At 60.4% G+C, this 24,189-nt stretch carries 20 protein-coding genes, 1 tRNA gene and 2 pseudogenes; 12 read left to right on the forward strand and 11 right to left on the reverse strand.

Features of this window, described 5'->3' with window-relative positions:
- Positions 1–226 precede the first annotated feature (226 nt).
- From KGB20_RS25725 to KGB20_RS25735, 3 genes are read left to right on the forward strand one after another with little or no spacing between them, the layout of a single operon-like run.
- Positions 227–886: a paraquat-inducible protein A gene (locus KGB20_RS25725; protein WP_154860534.1), complete on the forward strand. Its 660-nt coding sequence runs from the start codon at positions 227–229 to the stop codon at positions 884–886.
- Positions 873–1,496 (forward strand): paraquat-inducible protein A, encoded by a 624-nt coding sequence (locus tag KGB20_RS25730; RefSeq protein WP_007997011.1) that lies wholly within the window; start codon positions 873–875, stop codon positions 1,494–1,496. The genes KGB20_RS25725 and KGB20_RS25730 overlap by 14 nt, the downstream gene beginning before the upstream one ends.
- Complete coding sequence (locus KGB20_RS25735; RefSeq protein WP_154860533.1) at positions 1,489–3,792, forward strand: intermembrane transport protein PqiB; 2,304 nt, start codon at positions 1,489–1,491, stop codon at positions 3,790–3,792. The genes KGB20_RS25730 and KGB20_RS25735 overlap by 8 nt, the downstream gene beginning before the upstream one ends.
- 212 nt (positions 3,793–4,004) lie before the next feature.
- On the opposite strand, the gene mksF is transcribed toward KGB20_RS25735, so the two are convergent.
- From mksF to mksB, 3 genes are read right to left on the reverse strand one after another with little or no spacing between them, the layout of a single operon-like run.
- Complete coding sequence (gene mksF / locus KGB20_RS25740; RefSeq protein ID WP_057713290.1) at positions 4,005–6,845, reverse strand: Mks condensin complex protein MksF; 2,841 nt, start codon at positions 6,843–6,845, stop codon at positions 4,005–4,007.
- Positions 6,842–7,543: an Mks condensin complex protein MksE gene (mksE, locus tag KGB20_RS25745; RefSeq protein ID WP_154860532.1), complete on the reverse strand. Its 702-nt coding sequence runs from the start codon at positions 7,541–7,543 to the stop codon at positions 6,842–6,844. The genes mksF and mksE overlap by 4 nt, the downstream gene beginning before the upstream one ends.
- Positions 7,533–8,810, reverse strand: a complete 1,278-nt coding sequence (mksB, locus tag KGB20_RS25750) for an Mks condensin complex protein MksB (protein WP_174245530.1) — start codon at positions 8,808–8,810, stop codon at positions 7,533–7,535. Before mksB ends, mksE begins: the two co-directional genes overlap by 11 nt.
- A gap of 219 nt (positions 8,811–9,029) precedes the next feature.
- Between mksB and KGB20_RS25755 the strand changes: the two genes are divergently transcribed.
- The gene (locus KGB20_RS25755) at positions 9,030–9,776 is read left to right on the forward strand and encodes an energy transducer TonB (protein ID WP_154860544.1); all 747 of its coding nucleotides are present in this window, start codon (positions 9,030–9,032) and stop codon (positions 9,774–9,776) included.
- Positions 9,769–10,221, forward strand: a complete 453-nt coding sequence (gene rimI, locus KGB20_RS25760) for a ribosomal protein S18-alanine N-acetyltransferase (protein ID WP_007981794.1) — start codon at positions 9,769–9,771, stop codon at positions 10,219–10,221. The genes KGB20_RS25755 and rimI overlap by 8 nt, the downstream gene beginning before the upstream one ends.
- Positions 10,222–10,322: 101 nt before the next feature.
- Here rimI and KGB20_RS25765 read toward each other — a convergent pair whose 3' ends face one another.
- Positions 10,323–10,730, reverse strand: a complete 408-nt coding sequence (locus KGB20_RS25765; protein WP_154860531.1) for a serine kinase/phosphatase — start codon at positions 10,728–10,730, stop codon at positions 10,323–10,325.
- 169 nt (positions 10,731–10,899) lie between these two features.
- On the opposite strand from KGB20_RS25765, the gene can reads away from it, so the two are divergent.
- Positions 10,900–11,544: a carbonate dehydratase gene (can, locus tag KGB20_RS25770; protein ID WP_057713295.1), complete on the forward strand. Its 645-nt coding sequence runs from the start codon at positions 10,900–10,902 to the stop codon at positions 11,542–11,544.
- 6 nt (positions 11,545–11,550) lie between these two features.
- On the opposite strand, the gene KGB20_RS25775 is transcribed toward can, so the two are convergent.
- The 3 genes from KGB20_RS25775 to KGB20_RS25785 form a co-directional block, all read right to left on the reverse strand.
- Positions 11,551–12,075: a lysine methyltransferase gene (locus KGB20_RS25775; RefSeq protein WP_154860530.1), complete on the reverse strand. Its 525-nt coding sequence runs from the start codon at positions 12,073–12,075 to the stop codon at positions 11,551–11,553.
- A 145-nt stretch (positions 12,076–12,220) separates the two neighbouring features.
- Complete coding sequence (locus KGB20_RS25780; protein ID WP_057713297.1) at positions 12,221–13,393, reverse strand: hypothetical protein; 1,173 nt, start codon at positions 13,391–13,393, stop codon at positions 12,221–12,223.
- Between the two features lie 249 nt (positions 13,394–13,642).
- Positions 13,643–15,061, reverse strand: a complete 1,419-nt coding sequence (locus tag KGB20_RS25785; protein ID WP_057713298.1) for a short-chain fatty acid transporter — start codon at positions 15,059–15,061, stop codon at positions 13,643–13,645.
- A 202-nt stretch (positions 15,062–15,263) separates the two neighbouring features.
- Here KGB20_RS25785 and KGB20_RS25790 point away from each other — a divergent pair, with 202 nt between their 5' ends.
- From KGB20_RS25790 to ddlA, 5 genes and pseudogenes are all read left to right on the forward strand, one after another.
- On the forward strand, positions 15,264–16,574 hold the full coding sequence (locus tag KGB20_RS25790; RefSeq protein ID WP_411566946.1) for an MFS transporter: 1,311 nt from the start codon (positions 15,264–15,266) through the stop codon (positions 16,572–16,574).
- A 208-nt stretch (positions 16,575–16,782) separates the two neighbouring features.
- Positions 16,783–17,421, forward strand: a pseudogene (locus tag KGB20_RS29385) (PAS domain-containing protein); the annotation flags it as partial.
- Between the two features lie 150 nt (positions 17,422–17,571).
- Positions 17,572–18,009: pseudogene (locus KGB20_RS29390) on the forward strand (methyl-accepting chemotaxis protein); the annotation flags it as partial.
- A 166-nt stretch (positions 18,010–18,175) separates the two neighbouring features.
- A complete protein-coding gene (locus tag KGB20_RS25805; protein WP_154860528.1) occupies positions 18,176–18,775 on the forward strand; it encodes a flavin reductase family protein in 600 nt (199 codons plus the stop codon).
- 47 nt (positions 18,776–18,822) lie between these two features.
- Complete coding sequence (gene ddlA / locus KGB20_RS25810; protein WP_154860527.1) at positions 18,823–19,917, forward strand: D-alanine--D-alanine ligase; 1,095 nt, start codon at positions 18,823–18,825, stop codon at positions 19,915–19,917.
- Between the two features lie 57 nt (positions 19,918–19,974).
- On the opposite strand, the gene KGB20_RS25815 is transcribed toward ddlA, so the two are convergent.
- The 3 genes from KGB20_RS25815 to ggt form a co-directional block, all read right to left on the reverse strand.
- The gene (locus KGB20_RS25815; RefSeq protein WP_057398063.1) at positions 19,975–20,346 is read right to left on the reverse strand and encodes a type II toxin-antitoxin system HigA family antitoxin; all 372 of its coding nucleotides are present in this window, start codon (positions 20,344–20,346) and stop codon (positions 19,975–19,977) included.
- Between the two features lie 3 nt (positions 20,347–20,349).
- Positions 20,350–20,652, reverse strand: a complete 303-nt coding sequence (locus KGB20_RS25820; protein ID WP_090457679.1) for a type II toxin-antitoxin system HigB family toxin — start codon at positions 20,650–20,652, stop codon at positions 20,350–20,352.
- 175 nt (positions 20,653–20,827) lie between these two features.
- The gene (ggt, locus tag KGB20_RS25825) at positions 20,828–22,660 is read right to left on the reverse strand and encodes a gamma-glutamyltransferase (protein ID WP_154860526.1); all 1,833 of its coding nucleotides are present in this window, start codon (positions 22,658–22,660) and stop codon (positions 20,828–20,830) included.
- Between the two features lie 166 nt (positions 22,661–22,826).
- Between ggt and KGB20_RS25830 the strand changes: the two genes are divergently transcribed.
- Positions 22,827–23,936 (forward strand): DUF2817 domain-containing protein, encoded by a 1,110-nt coding sequence (locus KGB20_RS25830; RefSeq protein ID WP_154860525.1) that lies wholly within the window; start codon positions 22,827–22,829, stop codon positions 23,934–23,936.
- A gap of 98 nt (positions 23,937–24,034) precedes the next feature.
- Here KGB20_RS25830 and KGB20_RS25835 read toward each other — a convergent pair.
- Positions 24,035–24,111: transfer RNA gene (locus KGB20_RS25835), tRNA-Met, on the reverse strand.
- Positions 24,112–24,189: the final 78 nt, after the last annotated feature.

Genomic DNA, 24,189 nt, shown 5'->3' on the forward strand with positions numbered 1-24,189 from the left:
TCCCGAACTCAGCAGTGAAACGATGCATCGCCGATGGTAGTGTGGGGTTTCCCCATGTGAGAGTAGGTCATCGTCAAGATTAAATTCCGAAACCCCTATCTGCGTATGCAGGTAGGGGTTTTGTTTTTGTCGTAGAAAAAGCACGATCAATCAAGCACAAATTGGCGCAGTTATTTTTGTCACGGGACACTAGAATAGGTCCAACTTTTTCAGAGTCAGAGCGCTTATGCCGGATTCGGTTGACGCCAAAGAGCTGTCAGAAATACCACTGGAAAATCTGGTTGCCTGCCATGAGTGCGACTTGCTCATGCGTAAACCCGAACTCGCCCATGGCGAAAAAGCCATGTGCCCGCGCTGTGGCTACGAGCTTTATGCCAATCGGTACAACGTCGTACAGCGCAGTCTCGCCCTTGTCATAGCCGCCTTGTTGTTGTTTATTCCGGCGAACTTTTTACCCATCATGCAGCTCAATCTACTCGGGCAGTCTTCGCAAGACACTGTCTGGAGCGGCGTTGTCGCCCTTTTTGACACGGGTATGCAAAGCGTTTCAGTGATTGTATTCCTGTGCAGCATGGGGATCCCGCTGCTCAAGCTGCTGTGCCAACTGGCCGTATTGTTGAGTATCCGTTTTGATGTCGGACGCAGCTACGGCTTGCTGCTCTATCGCATTTATCACCATATACGCGAATGGGGGATGCTCGAGGTTTACTTCATGGGCGTACTGGTGGCGATCGTAAAACTGGCAGATATGGCAGCCATCACCGTAGGCCTCGGCCTGGTGTGCTTCATTGGTTTGTTGCTGATTCAAGTCTGGCTGGAGGTCGTAATGTCTCCACACCAGATCTGGCAGGCGTTATCAGGAGAGGATGCCCATGCGGGCGATTGATGCGGGCATTCTGATTTGCAAGGAATGTCATGAATTGAACAGGCAGGAAGCTGATACCGATGAGCAAGTCTGTACGCGCTGCGGGGCGCTGGTACACGCCCGCAGCCCGAATAGCCTGGTGCGCACCTGGGCATTGCTGATTACCGCCGCCATTCTTTACATACCGGCCAATTTGCTGCCGATCATGACCGTGAACTCCTTGGGCAAAGGTGCGCCGAGCACGATCATGGCAGGTGTGATCGAACTGATGCACTACGGAATGTTCCCCATTGCGGCCGTGGTGTTTATCGCCAGTATCGTGGTGCCCACGTTCAAACTGGTGGGTATCGCTCTGCTGCTGTTTTCCGTGCAGCGCCGTCAGCCCCTTTCGGCTCGCCAGCGTATCTGGATGTACCGTTTCATTGAATTCATCGGCCGCTGGTCGATGCTCGATATCTTTGTGATTGCCATCCTCGTGGCGGTCGTGAATTTTGGGCGGCTTGCCAGCATCGAAGCCAATCTTGGCGCCATCGCTTTCGCCACGGTGGTGATTCTGACGATGCTTGCCGCGGTAACTTTTGATCCCCGACTGATTTGGGATAACACGGAGTCGGACGACGACCATGACTGATTTGCCTGTAGCGAAAACCCGACCGGCTTCGAACTGGTCTGCCATTTGGGTGTTGCCCCTGATCGCCTTGATCATCGGCGGCTGGCTCGGCTGGCGTGCCTATAACGAGACCGGTATCGAGATTCAGGTGCGTTTTGAGAGCGGCGAGGGCATTCAGGCCAACAAGACCGAAGTTGTCTATAAAGGCATGTCGGTCGGTAAGGTCAAAAGTCTCAAGCTCGATGACGAAGGCAGTTCCAAAGGCGTGATCGCCAGCATCGAAATGAACAAGGACGTAGAGCCATACCTGCGAACCAGCACGCGTTTCTGGCTGGTCAAGCCGAGCGTGACGCTGGCAGGGATTACCGGTCTCGAGACGCTGGTTTCAGGTAACTATGTCGCCATCAGCCCGGGGGAAGGCGAGCCGGTCCGCAAGTTCAAGGCCCTGGCCCAGGAACCGCCGCTCTCCGATGCCCAGCCCGGTCTGCACTTGACTATCAAGGCCGACCGCCTGGGCTCGCTGAACCGTGGCAGTCCGGTGTTTTACAAACAGATCAAAGTGGGCCAGATCAAAAGCTATGTATTGTCCGAGGACCAGAACACTGTCGAGCTCAAGGTCTTCATTGAGCCGACTTACGCCAAACTGGTGCGCAAACACACACGTTTCTGGAATGCCAGCGGCATCAGCATCGACGCCAATCTGTCGGGTGTGAAGGTCCGCAGTGAGTCCCTGGCCAGCATCGTCGCCGGTGGTATTGCGTTCGCCACACCCGAAAACCGCAAGGACAGTCCGCCTACCGATCCGAGCCTGCCGTTCAGACTCTATGAAGACTTTGACGCCGCCGCCGCCGGTATCCGGGTGAAGGTCAAGCTCAGTGATTTCGACGGCTTGCAGGCCGGTCGCACACCGGTGATGTACAAGGGTATTCAGGTGGGCAGCCTGAAAACGCTGAAGGTCGATGCGGATCTGTCTGGCGCAACCGCCGAGTTGACGATGGACCCATTGGCCGAGGATTACCTGGTCGAAGGCACTCAGTTCTGGGTGGTGAAGCCGTCGATTTCCCTGGCGGGGATTACCGGCCTCGAGGCGTTGGTCAAAGGTAACTACATCGCTGTGCGGCCTGGCGACAAGGGTTCGGCGCCACAGCGGGAGTTTGTAGCCCGGGCCAAGGCACCGCCGCTGGATCTGCGTGCGCCAGGCCTGCACCTTGTTTTGTTCACGGAAAGCCTCGGTTCGCTGGAAGTCGGCAGCCCGGTTCTCTACAAGCAGGTCAAAGTCGGCTCCGTACAGAGCTATCAGTTCTCCCGCAAAAAGAAACAACTGATCATTGGCGTGCACATCGAGAAGGAATATGAAGGCCTGGTCAACGCCTCGACGCGCTTCTGGAACGCCAGTGGCATCACCCTCACGGGCGGACTGACCGGCGGGGTCCAGGTTAAAAGCGAGTCATTGCAGAGCTTGATGGCCGGCGGCATTGCCTTCGAGACCCCGCAGGACAACGCCCCGTTGCAGAAGCGTATTCCACGTTTCCGTCTGTTCGCGAACCATGAAGACGCTACGCAGAAGGGCGAAGTCATCACGCTCAAGCTCGATCGCGCTGATGGCCTGCGTACCGGCACTCCGATTCGTTTCAAGGGGCTGGATGTCGGCAAGGTGGAGGATGTTGATCTCAGCGAGGACCTGCAATCGGTGCTGTTGACCGCGCGGATTACCGAAGTGCCAGAGCGCATTGCCCGGGTCGGCAGTCAGTTCTGGGTGGTCAAGCCTGAACTGGGCCTGATCAAGACGTCCAACCTCGAAACCCTGGTGACCGGGCAATACATCGAGGTACAACCGGCGCCGAAGAGCCTGGGTCCGCAGAAGAACTTTGTCGTTTTGGCCGCCGCGCCCGAAACTGCCAAGCAGGAAGCGGGATTGAGTCTGGTGCTGAGCGCGGCACGTCGCGGTTCGCTCAAGGCCGGTGTGCCGGTGACGTATCGCGAAATCACCGTGGGCAAGGTGACCAGTTATGAACTGGGCCAGACCGCTGATCGCGTGCTGATCCATATCCTGATCGAGCCGAAGTACGCGCCATTGGTACGCAGCGGTACACGATTCTGGAACACCAGCGGTTTCGACTTCGATGTCGGCCTGTTCAAAGGTGCAACGGTGCGTACTGAATCACTGGAGACGATGATTCAGGGCGGTGTCGCCTTTGCCACGCCGGATGGCGAGCGCATGGGTAGCCCGGCGCGACCGGAGCAGACGTTCGCGCTGTTCGACAAGTTCGAAGAGGAGTGGCTGGGCTGGGCGCCGAAGATCTCCCTCGGTAAATAGTCGGAGGGTTATGTGGCGTCAGTGATGACGCCTTCGCGGGCAAGCCCGCTCCCACAGGGGACTGGGTTGTTCCTGAAGATATGCGATCAAATGTAGGAGCGGGCTTGCCCGTGAAGAGGCCCTGAAGTTCACTGCAAAGCTAAATCACACACCTATGAAAAAAGGCCGCGATCCATTGGACCGCGGCCTTTTTATTGCCTTCGATTCAAGCCTCAGACCGCATCCAGCTCCGGTTCATCCGCTTGTTCGTTGATCGTCGCCCTTACCTGATCGTGACGACGGATGTACTTCCAGTCCGCCTCATCGATGTAGATGCCAGCCGGACCGCTGCCACCTTCCAGGTCGATGGCGACACTGGCGCAGACCTGCGGCTTCACGCTCGCCAGGATCGGCACGAAGCCCAGTTGCAGGCTGGTTTCCAGCAATGCGGCCTGGTTCTTCTCATCGATGTCCGCCGCCTCGTCGAGGTAGTACGGCAGGCGTACGCGACCGGCCTGGTCACGGTCCATCAAGTGCAGCAACAAGTACATGTTGGTCAGTGCCTTGATGGTCATGGTGGTGCCGTTGGACGCCGCGCCGTCGATGTCGGTGTGGATCACCGGTTGGCCGTTGACCTTGGTGATCTCGAACGCCAGTTCGAACAAGTCCTTGAGGCCGAGCTGGTTGTGGTTGGCCGCCACCAGCCGCGCCAGGTATTCCTTGGCCTCTTCGTTCTTGTTGTCCTGCTCGGCACTTTGGCTCAGATCGAAGACCGACAGGGTTTCGCCTTCTTCGTACTGACCTGCGCTGTGAATGATCTGGTCGATGTGCTTGAGCGCTTCCTTGTTCGGTGCGAGCACGATGCGGAAGCTTTGCAGGTTGGAGACCTGGCGTTTGTTGATCTCGCGGTTGAACAGTGCCAGTTGGTGTTCGAGGCTGTCATAGTCGCTGCGGATGTTGCGCAGGGTCCGGGCAATGTCCGTCACGGCGGCACGGCGAGCCTTGCCCAGGGTCAGGGCTTCGTCGGTACGGTGCGCATAGGCGTTGATCAGCAGTTGCAGGCGCCGCTCCATATCGTCTTCGCTGTCGAACTTGGCCACGCCCTTGAGGCGTACCTGGGCGTACAGCGCTTCGATCTGGCCGTCGGCCCGCAGCAGGCCTTGCCAGCTGTCCTGATAGTCGTTGAGCAGTGGCAGCAGGTTGTCCATGGAATCGTCGATCGGGTCCATGAACGGTGTGCCGAACGGCAGGTCCGCGGGCAGCAACTGACGGCGGCGCAGGGCGTCGTCGAGGGTGCGTTGCTTGGCTTCCATGTCGCCGATCTGGCGGCCGACCAGTTGCAGCTTGGCCGACAGTTGCTGGACGCGCTCGGTAAAGGCATCGCTGGAACGCTTCAATTCGTCCTGTGCGGCTTCCATCTGTGCCATCTGTTCCAGCTTGTCGCCTTCCTCGGCGCTCAGGGTTTGCGCGCGACGGAAATCTTCCAGGGCTTTCTGCGCATCCAGCACTTGCTGGTACAGCACTTCGGTCTGGGTCTTGCTCGCGGCGCGGTCGGCCGCCACGGCCTGCTGGGTCTTCAGTTGCTTGAGTTCTTTGTCCAGGCGCTCCTTCTGGTCGCGCAGGGCTGCGCGGTCAGCCAAGGCCTGCAGCGCCGGTGGTTCGATGTGCGAGATGTCGATGGACAGGCCCGGCACTTCGAAGCGTTCGCCTTTGAAACCGTCGAGGATCAGCTCCACGGATTTGACCCACTCGCCGTCGTCGTCGAGGGTGATGCCGTGTTCACCCAGCGGCAGGCTGAACAGTGCGCTGTTGAACAGGCGCATCAGGCGTTCGACGTCTTGCTGCGAGAATTCTTCGCGCAGGCGGGCATAACTGTTGTTGTCGGCGTGATCGAGCTGCTGCTTGACCGACTTCAGGCGTTTTTCCAGGTCGCGCAGGCGCTCGTCCAGGTCTTCGGCGCTGAACTGGCGGGACTGTGCCAGCGCACCGGCCAGTTCATCGTGAGCGTCCTTGGCGGCCAGCAGCTGCTGCTCCAGCACCTTGACGTCATCGACCAGGGCAAAGCGATGCTTGAGCACCGACAATTCGCCGAGCCAGCGCTGGATGCCGGTGATTTCCCGTTCCAGACGCATCAGTTCCTGGGTGCCACCGCGCTGGTCGTTTTGCAGGGCATCCTGCTCGTTGCGGTAGTGCTCGGCCTGAATGGTCAGCTCTTCCTTGCGCGCACTGGCGTAGTCCGACCAGGTGCCGAGCAAGGAGTCGAGCAGCGGTGAGATCCGGTGCAGTTTGCCGCGCAGAATGTCGCGTTGCTTCACGCCGTTGGCCAGGGCTTCGACCAGCGGGCCGGCGGCGACCAGCGAGTTGTAGTCCTGCTCCATGCGTCGTACATCGCGGAACGCTTCTTCGCACGCGGCGATGTAGTCGACGCTGCCGGAGCGCAGGCTGTGCTCGAAGGCATCGAGGAACAGCTGCTTGAGCTTGGCCGCGGTGATTTCGCGCATGTGCAGCAGGTTGATGAACAGGGCGCGGAAGGTCTTCAGGCTCTGTTCGCTGGTGGAGCGTAGCGGGATCAGCGTCAGGTCCAGCGGGATCGAAGTGTGACCGCCAACCAACAGGCGGCGCAGTTCGTCCGGCTTGAGTTCGTAGGCTTTCAGGCCTTCACGCTCAAGGTTGGTGAACAGTTCTTTCTGGCGCAGGCAGGTGTCGTTTTTCTGGTAGTGGGCCAGGTCCAGTTTGCCGGCATAGGCAAAGAACTGGTGACCGAAGCCGCCGCCCGGGCCGCGGCCGACCACACCGATCACGTGGGGGCCGTGGGGCAGGTTCACCTCCACCAGGATGTAGCTGGTGTCCGAGGCGAAGTAGAAGCGCCGGGACTGCTCCAGGCTGTACTTGCCGAAGCTCATGTCCGACATGCGCGCCAGGATTGGGAACTGCAGGGCGTTGATCGAGGCGGATTTACCCAGGTTGTTGGCGCCGTATACCGATAGCGGCTCTTCCAGCGGGAACAGGCCGAGGCTGTAGCCGGCGGTGTTCAAAAGGGCAAAGCGGCGGATGCCGTAACGTTCCTTGCTCATGCGTCGAGCTCCTGTTCTTCGGCGATGGCGCGGGCCAGTGCGTCTTCTTCGCTTTCGTCTTCAAAACCCGCGAGGTCGAGCGGGTCATCGGTCTGCAACAGCTTTTCGTCGCTGTCTTCGTCGATCAGCACCGGCACCGGCAACGGCAGGACACTGTGCAGGCTGGCGGCCAGATCGCGGTCCTGTTGCACCGACAGGCACACATCGAGGAAGCGGTGCATCGGCGGCAGGAAACGGTAGACGCCGTTCTCTTCGCTGGCGAAACCGAGCTGAGTCATGCGGCGCATGATCTTTTCTTCGAGCTCGTCCTGGGTCTGCACTTCGGCCTGGATGAACAGGTCGCGGTACTTTTCCAGCAGCGACGGCAATTCATCGCGACCGAGGCTGCCGCCGTCGAGCACGGCGATCGGGTCGCGGCCCTGATCGGCCAGGTGCTCGACGAGGATAAAGGTGAACAGCGCCAGACGCTGGGCGGTCTTGTTCACCGCCGCCGCCGCGAGGTCCGGCACGAAGTAGTAGAAGCCACGGGTGTCGCAGACCAGTTCAAAGCCCAGGGCCTTGAACAGCGTGCGGTACTGGTCCTGGAAGTTCGACAACTGCGCGTACAGCTCCGGATCGCGGCGGCTGACGTGATAACCCTTGAACAGCTCGCGAAAGATCGGCGCCAGCTGGGGCAGTTCGGATAGATCAAGATGCATAGGGAGTGCTCGCAGAATCCTCGGCGGCGGTGTCGCTGACCGAGAGCAGGGCGAAGGAGCGCAGGCTGACCTGGTGCTCGTGAGTATGGTATTCGCGACGTTCCAGGCGCTCGCGCTTGAAGCGTTTTTCCCGCGACAGGCGCGAGAACCAGTACAGCAATTCGTCGGTGGCGCCGTCCGGTTCCTGCTCCAGCAGCCAGGTCATCAGGTCCGGCATCGGCAGGGCGTCTTCGCAGCGCTCGAGCATTTCCCGAACGGTGCGTGGCGCCCGTGGCGCTTCGCCTTTCTGGGTCTTGTGAGCCTTGGGGAAGCGCGCCGGTTTCGGTTCGAAGCGGGCCAGGGCATAAACGTAGGCTTCGACCTGGCTGGCACTGCCGAGGAAGGTGCTCTGTGGGCGAGTGAACATCGGCATCGCCGCTTGTGGCACGGCGTCGATGCCTTTGCGGCGGATCATCGACAGGGCCAATGCGGCGCCACGGGTCACGGCGTTGTGCCGGCGCGCTTCTTCGCGCAGCGGCAGCAGCAGCTCGCGGGCGTGACGCAGGGTCAGCTGGGCGCTGGTCTGCATTTCGAGGATGCGCGCGTGGGTGCGCAGCAACATGTCGTCGTCGACCAGATGGCCGAGGCGCTGCTGTTCGCTGAGCATCTTCAGCAGGACGGTTTCGACCTTGCGCACGCCTTGTTCGAAGGCGCCGTCGGCGTTCACCAGATCAATCATTGGCTCGACGTATTCGTCCCAGGTCGCCAGCACTTCAGCATAACGCTGGCGCAACGGAATCTGCCGGTCGCTGGTTTTCGCCCGTTCGGCGACGGCCACCAGTGCCTGTTCGTCGTTATCGAGTTTTTTCAGCACGTCACGCACGCGCATGTCGAGCAGGCGCAATTGGCGGGCGAGGTCGTTGCCGTCGCGGATATCGAATGCGTCCTGGATATAACCGGCCAGACGCTCGAGGTGGCGCAGGTAGGCTTCGATCTCCAGGCACAGGCCCAGACGGTGTTCACGGCGCAGATAGGCGAGGAAGTCGTGAATCTGCGCATTGAGCTCGAAACGGTTCGGGCTTTTGGCCACGGGAACCAGGATGTCGAGGCGAATCCACACATCCAGCAGGCTGGTGATGTCCTGCGGCGTACTGTCGAGTTGCTGGGCGGCCAGTTGCGTGCGCAGTTCGTTCAGGCTCAGTGTGCCTTGGTCGAAGTGCTCGCACAGTGGCTCCAGAAGTGCCCAGTGTTCAGCGAGGGCGCGCAAGACGCGCTTGGGTTCGATCATCGGAATGGCCGGCTGGTTGGCGATTAAAAGCCGCGATTGTACTGCATCGGGGGCAATGCGATTCACTCTCGGGACGGACTGTCGCCTTCTTTTCGGTAAGGTGCATCGATCAACTGCGGGCGATCTTCAGCGAACGGCGGTAGAATCAGCGCACTTTAGTTATCCACAAGTGGCCGACCTTTGCTTATCGAGTCCCGTCGTCGCGCTTATCTGGCCGCCATGCAGGTGGTCAACTGGCTGCCGCGCACCGAATTGCCCTTTGCCGCGCCGTCGCGGCCCGAGCTGCTGGAGATTCCCGAGCCGGTTGTGGTCGCGCCTGTCGTGCCCGCTGTTGTGGCCGATACGCCCGTGGCGCCTGTGGCCAAGCCGGCCGAGCGGGTGAAGATCGAGGTGCCACGGCCATCGCTGGCCAGCACCCGCACCGGCGCCAAACCGGCGGAAGAGGCCGAAGAGACGCCAGCCGTGGTCAAGGCACCCATCGTGCCGCCCCCGCGTTTTGCCCTGCAATTATTGCGGGCCGGGCGTTGCCTGCTGCTGGTGGAGTTACCCACAGGTGAATCCTTCCAGACTCGCGATCCTGCCTACCTGCTGCTCAAGGACATGCTGCGCGCCGCCGGTCTGCCGGACAGCCCGCAGATCGTCGGTGAGCCGGTGCGTTGGCCGTTGTTGGTGCGTGGCACGATGGATCAGGGCCCGGAAGCGGCCCGCGACTTCGTGCAAGGTTTTCTCTCGGTGCGCATGGAAGAAACGCCCTGCGCCTGCTTGTGGCTGATCGGCTTGCCTGCGGTGCGATTTGCCGGCGAAGCGGATGCCGAGGCGTTCAATCGCGAATTGCAGATCGAAGGCCTGGGCTCGGCCTGGGCGTTGCCGGGCCTGGAATTATTAATGGAAGAGCCACAGCGTAAGGCTGATGTCTGGCAAGCCATGCGTCGGCTGATGGCGCGCTGGAAAGAATCGAATGAGTGACGCTGTATCGTTTCGCCCGATGACCGAGGCGGACCTGGAAGCTGTACTGAAAATCGAATATGCGGCCTATAGCCATCCCTGGACCCGCGGGATTTTCCTCGATGGCCTGGGCAAGTATCAGATCTGGCTGATGTTCGAAGGTCAGCAACAGGTCGGCCACGGTGTGGTGCAGATCATCCTCGACGAGGCGCACCTGCTCAACATTACGGTCAAGCCGGAAAACCAGGGCCGGGGCCTGGGGCTGACCTTGCTTGAGCATTTGATGTCGATCGCCTACAAGGCAGACGCCCGGGAGTGTTTCCTGGAAGTGCGCGACAGCAATACCGCGGCGTTCAAGCTGTATGAACGCTATGGCTTCAACGAAATCGGCCGGCGTCGGGATTACTACCCGGCGGTGGGCGGGCGCGAAGATGCGGTGGTCATGGCCTGCACTTTGGTGGATTGAGCCTCAAAAGCTTCGCGAGCAAGCCCGCTCCCACATTTGGAATGCATTCCCCCTGTGGGAGCGGACTTGCTCGCGAAGGCGGCTGAACAGGCACTAAAAAATTATCGCTTGCCGTCCATCGGATCGCGCTGAGCCAGTTCAGCCTCATCCAGGCCATTGCCACCGCCGATATCGTCCTCATCGACGATGCTCAGGTCCCAATCCGCACGGCTATCATTGCCCGCCTCATGGGCATCCCGGGCGCCGTCCTCACGGATCAGGGTTTCCGGGCTCAGGTCGTCCTCGGTAGGTTGATGGTCACCGGTCGAGGCAGCAGCGGTCAGGCCCGCTTCACGTCCGCGCTGGCGCGACAGCAGTCGCTCGCGCTCCTTTTCCGGCAGTTCGTCACCGATTCTGGTGCTGGGTTCTTCAGCGTCGAAATCCAGCTCACGCACCGAGCCCATGCGGTCTTCGTTGTCATCGACGGGTTCCGGTTGCACCGCATCGTACGGACGTCGTGAATCATTCATGGCAATTCCTCATACTGTAGTCCCTACTACGGTTGACCCCCGTGGCTACCGAGAATTCCACCGGCATGGAGCCCCGTGTTCCGGATCAGGAGAGCATCTGCATTTTCGCGCGTGACCCCGACGGACGGTTGTCAGTCAAAGCTGCGCATCATTCTTGAGGCTTCAAAGCATGAACGAATTACAAGATCTGATTGATAACAACGAGCGTTGGGCCGCTGCGATCAAGGAGGAAGATCCTGACTTCTTCGCCAAGCTGGCTCGCCAACAGACCCCAGAGTTCCTGTGGATCGGTTGTTCCGACGCCCGGGTGCCGGCCAACGAGATCGTCGGCATGCTGCCGGGCGATCTGTTCGTACACCGTAATGTGGCCAACGTTGTGCTGCACACCGACCTCAACTGCCTGTCGGTGATTCAGTACGCGGTCGATGTGCTCAAGGTCAAACACATCCTTGTCACCGGCCATTATGGCTGCGGCGGTGTGCGCGCTTCGATGCAGGATCGCCAGTTCGGCCTGATCGACGGCTGGCTGCGTTCGATTCGCGATCTCTACTACGAGAAGCGCGAAGAGCTGGCCAAACTGGCCACCGAAGAGGAACAGGTCGACCGCCTCTGCGAACTCAACGTGATTCAGCAAGTGGCCAACGTCGCCCATACCAGCATTGTGCAAAATGCCTGGCATCGCGGGCAGAGCCTGTCGGTCCACGGTTGCATCTACGGCATCAAGGACGGTCGCTGGAAAAGCCTGAACACCACCATCAGCGGCTTCGAGCAACTGCCGCCGCAGTACCGCCTGCGTCCGGTCGACCCTCAGTAATACCCGTCAATAATGACGTTGCCGACGCCAGCGTTGCAGAAACGCCTGGCCGTCGGCGTTTGGCGACTCGTCGTAGCCGGTAATCCAGCCACGGCACTCGTATGAGCCGCACTGGCAGGCAAATTGGCGTTGCAGTTTGTCTTCGGTGGCGGCGAAGTCCATGGTCAGCCAGTCCCCCTTGCTGATGTCCTTTAGCGCCCATAACCACAACTCGCTCAAGTCCAGAAAGACATTGGGGTCGCAGGAGTGTCGCAACAGTCCGCAGAAGCGCGGGTCGTAGACGTGTATGCCCGGGGCGAGCTGGCGGGTATGCCGGCAGCGGTAGGGCAGCAAATGCCCCGACGCCCGGCAGATACGGGTGATTCGCGGGAATTCGCGCCGTGCGGCAATACCCGTGGCTTCGCCCTTGGCGTTTTCAATGATTTCGAAGTCGGCCAGGGAAGGAAATCCCAGGCGAACGGGCAGCTCCGAAAAGGGGTAAACACCTTGCGGCGGTTGTGGGCTTTTTCGTTGAGGGGCGTGAGCTTTCATAACAATCCCTGTCTGCTGGGTGCTGCGACTTCCTTGTACCGACGGTCCTGTCAGCACAGCAGCACATGGGTTCAGCCCAAGCCTCTCGCAGATACCATGGGCGGTCTACTGTCATAAGTGACAGATTTTTTCGCCGTTCATCGGGTTACAGCGGCGGAGCAGGTTTCGCCGTGGCGGGTGCCGGGGCCTTGAGCTGCTTGAGCTGGGACACGATCGAAGCTGTCGCGCATTTGCCCACAGCCTGTTGGGGCGACAGGTTGCGGATCGAGGTGTAGAACAGCTCGCAGGTTTTTTCTTTCTGGGCCACTTGCCAGGTTTGCCTGCAGGTATTGAGCTCAACGTCCGGATTGCTGTCCGGTTGGCGTCCCATGGCGGCCTGCCAGCACGCAGCACTCAAATCCTGACCCATGACTTTCAGGCCTGCCGCATCGGCCTTGGCCTGGGCGTCACTGCCGGTGTAGCTTGCCGGATCGGCGGCATACCAAATGTAGCTCGGATGGTTGGAGCCCAGCACGGGGACTTTCACGCCGTTGTCCGGGGTGATCTGGACCAGGCCCAACACGTTCACCGTCTGCCCGTATTGCTCTTTGATCCAGTTACGCACCGGTGCGCCGAAGGCGACCATCGGCAGGGCTGCACCGCTGGCGTTCAGGCTGACTTCCTTGACCATGGTGGTCTGGTAATCCTTGAAGTAGCCGTAGACGCCTTCGAGGTCTTTGCCCGCGTTGGACGGCGCGGCAATCGGGGCGATGTCGATGATTGTCTGGTAGCCCGGCGTCTGCCCGGCCGGGATGCCGTTGGCAGTCAGCAGCGTGGCCCAGCGATCCGTAGTGGCGGACCTCAGGTAATCCTGGGCCTGGGTCAGCGAATAGTCTGGCGGGAAGTGCAGCAGTTCGACGCTTTTGCGGTTTTCCAGGGCCATGCCCAACGGCAGGAACAGGTACCAGCTATACGCCCACTTGCCATCGGCATTCAGTTTGCTGGCGCCGTTGTAGGCCAGGTCACCGGCGTCGAGCAGCGCGGCCAGAGGCTTTTCATAGCCGTTGGGTACGCCGCTGATTTCGGCATAAAGCTGATTGTTATCGGTCTTGATCAGAACCTTCGCCCCGGTGTAGCCATCACGCTGCACGCTTTGGGTCAGGTAATGCTCGACGGTCTGTTCAAGTGTCCAGTTGCGAAAGCAGATCACGTTGCAGTTGTTGGGATAGGCGAAGAGACGGGTAACGCGTTCGGTACTGCCCAGTTTCAGGGCGACATCGGCGTGGGCAGCGGCGCTCAGGGTTAGGGCCGCGAGAGTCAGTCCTGCAAGTTTTAGCATGCTCAGATCCTTTTCAGCGTGGTTTCCCGTTGGCGTGGGTGCTACATACTGAAACCGCAGGCGGCGGTTGGTCTAGAGGGGGGAGGTAAAAAGCTGTCAGGCAACGTGCACTCTCAATGTGGGAGAAACCACAGTGGGAGCGGGTTTGCTCGCGATGGCGTCGGCACATTCAGTATCAATATGTCAGTGACATTGTCATCGCGAGCAAGCTCGCTCCCACAGGGTTCTATGTCATCACCACCATTTGGGTCACGGCATCACCGGCGGCGTATACGTCAGCGTCGTGCCCAGTGCCCACAGCAAAAACAGCACCAGTGGCGTGTGCACCAGCAACTGCACGAACGAGAAACCGATCAGGTCCCGCGCCTTCAACCCCAGTACGCCCAGCAACGGCAGCATGTAGAACGGATTGATCAGGTTCGGCAAGGCTTCGGCAGCGTTGTAGATCTGTACGGCCCAGCCCAGGTGATAGTTCAGGTCATTGGCCACCTGCATCACGTACGGCGCTTCGATGATCCACTTGCCGCCGCCGGACGGAATGAAGAAGCCGAGGATCGCCGAGTACACACCCATCAGCAGGGCATAGGTGTCGTGGGAGGCAATACTGACGAAAAAGGTCGAGATGTGGTGCGCCAGGGTCTGCGCATCGGCACCCTTGACCGTGGTCATCAGTGCGGCGATCGAGCCGTACAGCGGGAACTGGATCAACACACCGGTGGTGGTCGGTACCGCACGGGACACGGCATCCAGAAAGCTGCGCGGACGCCAGTGCAGCAGCGCACCCAGCATGATGAACAGGAAGTTGTAGGTGTTCAGCCCGGAAATCGCGCTGATGGCCGGTTTGGTCGAGAACTCATGGAACAGCCATCCGGCTGCCAGCAGCACCAGCAGAATCGTCAGCAGCGGGCTGTGTTCCAGCCATTCGCCGGGGCGGGTGCGTGGTTGCAGCGGTGGCAGGTTGAAGCTTGGGTCGATCCCGCAGGCGTTGGCGTCTCGCGCGGAGTTCGGGCCGGGGGCGGTGGCGTAGGCAACGATCAGTGAAACGATGATCAGAGCCAGCAACATCACACCGGACTGCCAAAGAAAGATCGTCTGGGTGAAAGGGATCACCCCGGTGATCGACAGGATCGACGGCGGCAGGCTGGCCGGGTTGGCCTGCAATTGCGCAGCGGACGATGACAGGCCCAGGGCCCAAACCGCGCCGAGGCCCAGGTAGACAGCGGCACCAGCGGCGCGGTAGTCCATCTTCAGATCGGTTCTGCGGGCCAGAGCGCGCACCAGCAAACCGCCGAACACCAGCGACAGACCCCAGTTCAGCAGCGACGCAACCATGGAAATCAGCGCCACCCAGGCCACGGCGGAACGGCCGTTTTTCGGGATTTTCGCCAGGCGGTCGATCAGCTTCACCGCTGGTGGCGAACTGGCGACCACGTAACCACCGATTACCACGAACGCCATCTGCATGGTGAACGGGATCAGGCTCCAGAAGCCGTCACCGAACGCCACCGCGGCATCGGTGGGCTTGGCACCCATCGCCATGGTGGCCAGGGCCACGATAATCACCGCCAGGGCAGCAAACACCCAGGAGTCGGGAAACCAGCGTTCGGCAAAACTTGAACAGCGCAGGGCAAAGCGGGCGGAGCGGCTATCTTCGATATCAGCGGCCACGGGGGGTACCTCGGATTTATTATGTTTGTAGTGGTCTTCGGGGCAGTAACCGCCCGTCTGGACAGGCGCCAACATTAATTCAAGCCGAGGACTTTTGTGGGGCTGTTTCGTGGCTATGGGACTTTGGTCTAACGGGTTGTCCGCCGGTGCATTTGCGTAGACCATGGGCGCCTTGGTTTTTGCCTGTGCCAGAGTTCTTTTCATGACTAACACCGATTCGCGCCCGACGCCGTTCAGCCGCTCGGACTACAAGACCCTGGGGCTCGCCGCTCTCGGCGGGGCGCTGGAAATCTACGACTTCATCATCTTCGTGTTTTTCGCCCTGACCCTCAGCCAGTTGTTCTTCCCGCCGGAAATGCCCGAGTGGCTTCGATTGCTGCAAAGCTTCGGGATCTTCGTCACCGGTTACCTGGCGCGACCGCTGGGGGGCATCCTGATGGCGCACTTCGCCGACCGTCTGGGGCGAAAGAAAGTCTTCAGCCTGAGCATCCTGATGATGGCGTTGCCCTGTCTGCTGATCGGGATCATGCCGACCTACGCGCAAATCGGCTATTTCGCACCCTTGCTGCTGTTGGCCCTGCGCATCCTCCAAGGCGCGGCGGTGGGCGGTGAGGTACCCAGTGCCTGGGTATTCGTCGCCGAGCACGCGCCCATCGCCCATCGCGGCTATGCCCTGGGTTTCCTGCAAGCGGGGCTGACCTTCGGTTACCTGATCGGTGCTTTGACCGCGACCTTCCTGGCGCAGGCGTTCACTGCGGCGGAAATCCTCGATTACGCCTGGCGTTATCCCTTCCTGTTGGGCGGCGTGTTTGGGGTGATTGGCGTGTGGCTGCGTCGCTGGCTCAGCGAAACCCCAGTGTTCACGGCCATGCAGGCGCAGCGCGAGGCGGCCAGCGAACTGCCGCTGCGTACGGTCTTGCGCGAGCATCGCCTGGCCATTTTGCCGGCGATGATTCTCACTTGTGTGCTGACCTCGGCGGTGGTGGTGTTCGTGGTCATCACCCCGACCATGATGCAGAAAACCTTTGGCATGACCGCCAGCCATACCTTTGCCTTGAGCGCACTGGGCATCGTGTTCTTGAACATCGGCTGCGTGCTCGCCGGGCTGCTGGTCGATCGCATAGGCGCCTGGCGCACAGTAATGCTCTATAGCCTGCTGCTGCCGCTGGGCATCGGCGTGCTGTATGCCTGCCTGATCATGGGCGGCGACTGGATCGGCTTGGCCTACGCGGTGGCCGGGCTGTCCTGCGGGGTAGTTGGCGCGGTGCCATCGGTGATGGTTAGCCTGTTCCCGGCGCGGATTCGCGTTTCGGGGATCTCGTTCACCTACAACATTGCCTATGCCGCATGGGCGAGTGTCACACCGCTGTTGTTGATCGGTCTGATGCCATGGAGTCCATGGATCTGCGTGATGTTCAGTGCGGTAATGGGCGCGGTGGGCATGGGCAGTGCGGCGTACTTCGGTGCGCGGATGCCGAGAATCGCAGGCTGTCCTGCGGCTGGTGCGCATTGATCGGGCATGTCGTAACTATTTTTTGTAGGACAAGCCTGAAGCACGCTTAAGAAAATGTTTCCAAGGCCGATGGTTAGGCTGCATATCGCTTTCTACCCCTGTCCATCGGTGCTTTCCCATGTTCAATAAACGCTTGAAGCAGGAGCTGTCGGCTCTTCGTGAAGAACTCTCCAGCCTCCAGCAAGTGAAGGAAAGTCTGGAAAGCGAAATGCTGGTGCTGACCCTCGACAGCAACGGGCGGGTTCAGTCGGTCAACCAGAACTTCCTTGGCGAAATGCATTACAAGAGCGGCGACCTGATTGGCCGACACATCGACGATCTGGTCCCGGATCACGTGAAATCCGATGAATTCCAGCTGCGCTTCAAGAACGCGTTGACCCGTGGCGAGCACTTCGCCGGCGCAGTGCGTCTGTTGCGCGGTACCGGCCAGGAAGCGTGGTTGCGTTCGATCCTGCAACCGGTGCGCTCGGCGGACGGTCGGATCAGGTATTTTTCGATCTTCTCCAGCGACCTGACCCGCACCATCGAGGCCTCCCGCGAACACGAGAACCTGATCGGCGCGCTGGTGCGCTCCACGGCGGTGATCGAATTCGACCTCAACGGCAACGTGCTGACCGCCAACGACCGCTTCCTCAGCGGTATGGGTTACAGCCTGGCGCAGATCAAGGGCAAGCATCACCGCACCTTCTGCCTGCCGGAAGAATACAACAGTGACGCATACCATAACTTTTGGCGTCGCCTGAACGCGGGCGAGTACGTGGCCGACCGTTTCAAACGTGTCGACAGCCATGGTCGTACGGTCTGGCTTGAGGCGTCCTACAACCCGGTGGCCGATGCCAACAATAATCTCTACAAGGTGGTGAAGTTCGCCACGGTGATTACCGATCAGGTCAATCAGGAGCAAGCCGTCGCGGAGGCGGCCAACATCGCCTACAGCACCTCGCAGCAAACCGACCAAAGCGCCCAGCGCGGCAACGCCGTGGTGACCCAGGCCGTGGACGTGATGCGCGACCTGGCCAGGCATATGCAAACCGCCGGCGATGGCATCGAAGCGCTGAACGAGCAGTCGCTGGTGATCGGTACCATTGTCAAAACCATCAGCGGCATTGCCGAGCAGACCAACCTGCTGGCGCTCAACGCGGCCATCGAAGCGGCCCGTGCGGGCGAGCAGGGGCGGGGGTTCGCCGTGGTGGCTGATGAGGTCCGGCAACTGGCTTCGCGCACCAGCCAGGCCACCGACGAAATCGTCCTCGTGGTGCGGCAGAACCAGGACATGGCGCGCAACGCCGTAGCGCTGATGACCGACGGCAAGCTTCAGGCCGAGCAGGGCCTGGCACTGGCGGCGGAAGCGGGTACGGTGATTGTCGAGATCCAGGACGGCGCGCAGAAAGTGGTCAACGCGGTGGGGCAGTTTGCCAATCAACTCACCAACTGACCTGCGATCAGCTCTTGGTGGAAGCGGGCTTGCTCCGGCGGCGTTCCGACGAAAGCGGTGTGTCATTCAACCCAGCGGTGGCTGAATTGACGCCTTCGCGAGCAAGCCCGCTCCCACAGGGTTACGTGGGCGCTACAATCGGCTCTTTATCCAGGAGCAGACTTCCATGAGCGTTCCCCACCGCCGTTCGGTTCCCTTGTCCAAGGCCTATCGTCTGCTCAATCATGGCCCGACCGTGCTGGTCAGCGCAGCCCACGGTGGCCAACGCAATATCATGGCGGCAGCCTGGGCCATGCCGCTGGATTTCGAACCACCGAAAATTGCCGTGGTGCTGGACAAGTCCACATGGACTCGCCAGTTGCTGGAAGCCTCGGGCACGTTTGTGCTGAACGTTCCGTGCGCTGCACAGGCCGACATTGTGCAGACCGTCGGTTCGACCTCCGGCCTGGAGTTGACCCAGGGCCAGGGGCGCGACAAGTTTGAGACCTACGATTTACAGACGTTCACCGGTCAGTCGGTTGATGCGCCGATGCTCGAAGGCTGCGTGGCCTGGCTGGAATGTCGCCTGTTGCCGGAGCCGAACAACCATCAGCAGTACGATCTGTTCCTGGCTGAAGTGATTGCCGCCCAGGCTGACGAGCGCGTGTTCAGCGAAGGCCGCTGGCACTTCGAAGGGCAAGACGCCTTGCGCACCTTGCACCACGTGGCGGGCGGGCACTTCTTGACCATTGGTGACCCGGTGGACGGCAAGACCTTGCAGCCGTAAGGTTTCGACTATTCAAGTTGTAAGCACATTCACCAAGAGGCCAGGCGATGAGAAAACTGCGTGTAGGGATAGTCTTTGGCGGGCGCTCGGCAGAGCACGAAGTGTCGCTGCAGTCGGCGAAGAATATTGTCGACGCCCTCGATCGCTCTCGCTTCGAACCAGTGCTGATCGGCATCGACAAACAAGGTCACTGGCACCTCAACGACCCTTCCAACTTTTTGCTGAATCAGGAAAATCCGGCGCTGATCGCCCTCAACCAGTCCAACCGCGAACTGGCCGTGGTGCCGGGTAAGGCCAGTCAGCAACTGGTGGAAACTTCCAGCCAGGAAATGCTCGGCCACGTCGATGTGATCTTCCCGATTGTCCACGGCACCCTCGGTGAGGATGGTTGCCTGCAAGGCTTGCTGCGCATGGCCGATCTGCCGTTTGTCGGCTCCGATGTGCTGGGCTCGGCCGTGTGCATGGACAAGGACATCAGCAAGCGCCTGCTGCGCGATGCCGGCCTGGCCGTGACACCGTTCGTGACATTGACCCGCGCCACGGCGGCCCGCACCGGGTTTGCCGAAGTGCGGGGCAAGTTGGGTTTGCCGCTGTTCGTCAAACCGGCGAATCAGGGCTCTTCCGTGGGCGTGAGCAAGGTCACCGACGAGGCTGAGTACAGCGCAGCGGTGGAGCTGGCCTTGAGTTTCGATACCAAGGTGTTGATCGAATCTGCCGTAAACGGCCGCGAGATTGAATGCGCGGTGCTCGGCAATGAAGACGCCATCGCCAGTGGCTGCGGCGAGATCGTGGTGCGCAGCGGGTTCTATTCCTACGACAGCAAGTACATCGACGACACGGCTGCTGAAGTGGTGGTGCCGGCCAATATCAGCGTCGAGGCCAGCGAGCGCATTCGCGCCCTGGCCGTCGAAGCGTTCCAGATACTGGGCTGCTCCGGCCTGGCCCGCGTCGACGTGTTCCTGACTGACAGCGGCGAAGTGCTGATCAACGAAATCAACTCGCTGCCCGGCTTCACCCGCATCAGCATGTACCCGAAACTGTGGCAGGCCACCGGCATGACCTACAGCGAGCTGGTGACGCGACTGATCGAGCTGGCGCTGGAAAGGCACCAGGTTCGGCAGGGGTTGAAAATCAGTCGATAAGCGGAGTTCTGCATCGTCCGTATTATCGGTAGGTATGCTTGCAAGAGCCGACCCTGATCAAGCGTGTTTGACCGGTTTGATCAGGCTCTGGGCGGGTATCCCGAACAGCTCGTGCAGTTTCCAGATCATTGGAAGCGTCAACGCTCGCTTGCCATTGAGTACTTCATAAACACGATTTGTGCGGCCGATGGCGGGTGCAAGATCGGCGGCGGACAATCCGGACTGCTCCATTCTGAACTTGATCGCATCGATAGGATTGGGTAAGTCGACCGGGAAGTGCTTCGACTCATACGATTCGATCAGCGTAATCATGATGTCAAAGTAATCTCCCTCGGGAGTGCCAATCTCTGGTTCATTCTCAAACAGAGCCGACACGCTCTTGAGGGCGGCGCGGTAATCCTCTTCTGTGTGAATCGGGCGAATGTTCATGGGTTACTCCATTTCGACGTTATCAGCGTCGACCGTGTCGTACTGCTTGTGAGTGCCGACAAATTTTATGTACACGGCGCCAAAGCGATAAGCTACGGCGACTATCAGCCTGAAGTCGTTACCCTTGATGTTGAACACGACTCTGCGGCTTTTGAGAATACTGGCTGTAGCGAAGTGCAGTTTTATGTCGGCAGGCGTTTTCCAGGCTGCATTTCTTACCTCGTCAATCCAGGCCAACAAGGGTTGTTCTGCGCTCGGGTATCTCTCCCAAAATTGCTTCAGCTGATTGATGGCGATGATTCTCATGGCATGATCCTAGTCCCAACGTGGGACTGATGCAAGTCTGTGGAGGCGCAGAAACTCTAACCAGGACGCAATTGTTTGCGGGTAGGAAAAAGCAGCGGGAGAGAGGCGAGCTGGACTCTTTACCAATAAAAAGGGCCTACCCACCGGTAAGCCCTTTCTCATCCCCGCGTACGACTCAATCCCCCAGCGCTTGCCCTTCACGCCGCGGATCGGCTCCGCCTGTCAGCGACGCTTTGCCTTGGGCGTCCTTGACCCGAACAATCGCCTGGGTCCCGCTGGTCATGTCGATCTCGCTCACGCTGTGCCCTTTGTCTTTCAGCGCCTGAATCAGCGTCGGGCTGAACTGCCCCTGTTCCAGTTCGGTCGGGCCGTTGCGGCTGCCGAAGTTGGCCAGGTTGATGGCGGCTTGGGCATCGAGGTTCCAGTCGAGCAGGCCGATGGTGGATTTGGCCACGTATTCGATGATTTGCGAGCCGCCGGGGGAACCGACGGTGGCGAGGAATTCGCCGCTCTGGCGGTCGAAGATCAGGGTTGGGGCCATGGACGAACGCGGGCGTTTGCCGGGCTCGACGCGGTTGGCGACTTTTTGCCCGTTTTCCTCGGGGATGAACGAGAAGTCGGTCATCTCGTTGTTGAGCATGAAACCCTGAACCATGATGTGCGAGCCGAACGCTGACTCGATGGTGGTGGTCATCGATACGGCGCCGCCTGCGTCATCGACGGCCACCACTTGCGAGGTGGAAATCCGCAGCGGCGAACGGTCCGGCGCATAGGCCACGCGGATACCCGGCGGAGTGCCGTGTTTGGCCGTGCCCATGCTGCGTTCACCAATCAGGGCGGCGCGGCTGGCGAGGTAGGCCGGGTCGACCAGGCCCTTGGCCGGCACGGGGACGAAGTCTGTATCGGCTAAGTATTGAGCGCGGTCGGCGTAGGCCAGGCGTTCGGCCTCAGAGATCAGGTGCACGGCTTGCGGGTCGGGTTCGATGCCGGCCGGGGCCGTGGTCTTGACCGGTTGCAGCGGTGCCAGCGCCAGGCGTTTATCGCGGGTCTCCAGGGCTTGCAGCGTGCCGAGGATCTGCGCCACGGCGATCCCGCCCGACGACGGCGGCGGCATGCCGCAGACCTGCCAGCGCTTGTAGTCGGTGCACAGCGGTGCGCGCTCCTTGGCCTGGTAGTTGGCGAGATCGGTCAGGGACAGGCTGCCGGGGTTGGCGTGCCCCTGTACCTTGGCCGCGATTTCCTCGGCGACCGGGCCTTTGTACAGGGCATCCGGGCCTTCATGGGCGATGCGTTTGAACACGGCGGCCAGTGCCGGGTTCTTCAAGTTTGTGCCGACGGCTTTTGGGCTGCCATCGGCATTGCGAAAGTAAGCCATCATTTCCGGGGAGCGAGGCATGGACGAATCCGCGGCGATCAACCGGTGCAGGCGTGGCGAAATGGCGAAGCCTTGTTCGGCGAGCTGGATGGCCGGTTCAAACAGCTGCGCCCAGGGCAGGCGTCCGTGTTTTTGATGGGCCAGTTCCAGGGCGCGCAGCACGCCGGGTGTGCCCACCGAACGACCGCCAATCTGCGCCTGGGTGAACCCCATCGGTTGTCCGTTGGCTTGCAGGAAAAGCTTTTCGGTGGCGCCGGCCGGGGCGGTTTCACGTCCGTCGTAGGTGCGCACGGCCTTGCCATCCCAGAGGACGATCAATGCGCCGCCGCCGATGCCCGAAGACTGTGGCTCGACTAGCGTCAACACGGCTTGCATCGCAATCGCCGCGTCGATGGCCGAGCCGCCCCGGCGCAGCATCTCCCGCCCGGCTTCGGCCGCCAGCGGATTGGCCGCCGCTGCCATGTATTTGTCGGCATGTTGAGTTTTCAGGTCGGTGCGGAACCCGGAAGCGCTTTCCGGAGCGAGCGGCAGCGTCGGCACCGAAGCGTTGTGGCACGCGGCCAGGGTCAAGGCACTGGCGAGCAGAACCAGGGTTGGCAGGCGATAGCGGCGCAATGGAAAGGTTGAGAACACGTGGGGTACTCCGTCCGTTGGATCTACGATCAGTGGACTTTATCGACCGACCGGGAGGGACGCAAACCGGGTCCCATGGCGCTGAAGTTTTTATCCTTCATCAATAGCGGGATTTTCTGTAGGGTCGTTGCCAACAGGCAGGCCGGAAAATCAACAAGAGGCAGACATGCAAACCGAGTTCCCCACCCAGTCCAGCTATCGCACCCAGCGTGAACAGTTCCTGGCCGCCGCGACCACGGCAGGCGCAACGCTGACGGAGTATCCACACCCGCTCAAGGGGCCGTTTGGTGAGTCCCTTAGCACGGATGTGGCGGTATTGGGTGATCCGGGCGCCAAGCGCCTGTTGATCGCGCTGAGCGGCACCCACGGAGTCGAAGGCTTCTACGGCTCGGGCTGCCAGATCAAATGGCTGCAGGAGTTGGGCAAGCGCTCCCTGCCAGCGGATGTCGCCGTGGTCATGATCCATGCCATCAACCCTTGGGGCATGGCGTGGTTGCGCCGGGTCAACGAAGACAACATCGACCTGAACCGCAATCACCTGGATTTCCAGCGACCGCTGCCGGACAACCAGGCCTATGACGCGCTGCATGAAATCTATGCCTGCCCACAGTTGCAAGGTCCGGAGCGTGATCGTGCCGATGCCTTGCTCGACGAACAGATTCGCCTGCACGGCTGGCCGGCAGTCATGTCGATTGTCGAGGGCGGTCAGCATGCTCACCCCGACGGTCTGTTTTTCGGCGGGCTGGCGCCGAGCTGGTCGAACCGCACGTTGCACAAGATCGTGCAAATGCACGTAGCCCATGCCGAGGTCGCCATGTGTTTCGACTTGCACACGGGCGCTGGCGAATACGGTCATCCGATGTTGTTGACCATCACCGAGTCCGCCTATCCGGCGCTGGCGGATGCGCAGGCGATTTATGGCCCGTGGCTCTACAGCCTGCAAACCAGTGCCGATACCCTGAGCGAAACCGGCGTGGCGGCAACGGCCACCGGCTATACCTCGCAGGCATTGATCGATGCGCTGCCGCAGGTACGGCTGATGCCGTTTGTCATTGAGTGTGGGACTTACCCGGGGCCGGACGTTCACCGGCATCTGCGCGATGATCACTGGCTGCATTTGCATGGCAACCCGAGCGACGCAACGGGGCGCGGGATCAAGTTGAATCTGCTGGAGCAGTTCTATCCGGCGGATAGCGATTGGCAGGCGATGGTCTGGTTGCGCACTTGGCAGATCTGGGAGCGGGCGTTGTCGGCATTGCCGACCATTGGCGTCTGATCGATGCGCGCATGCGGTTGAGGATTTCCTGCAACCGCAGCGTATTTTTTCAAGGCATAAAAAAACGGCCTACCTTTCGGTAAGCCGTTTTTAGTACTTGGTGGCTACACAGGGACTTGAACCCCGGACCCCAGCATTATGAATGCTATGCTCTAACCAACTGAGCTATGTAGCCAAGTGGCGCGCATTATTCACCGGTAACGGGGATGCGTCAAGCATAAATCTAAAATATTTCTCTGCGCTTTCAACCGTT

This window comes from Pseudomonas sp. BF-R-30 (genome assembly GCF_019956175.1).
Lineage (GTDB): Bacteria > Pseudomonadota > Gammaproteobacteria > Pseudomonadales > Pseudomonadaceae > Aquipseudomonas > Aquipseudomonas jessenii.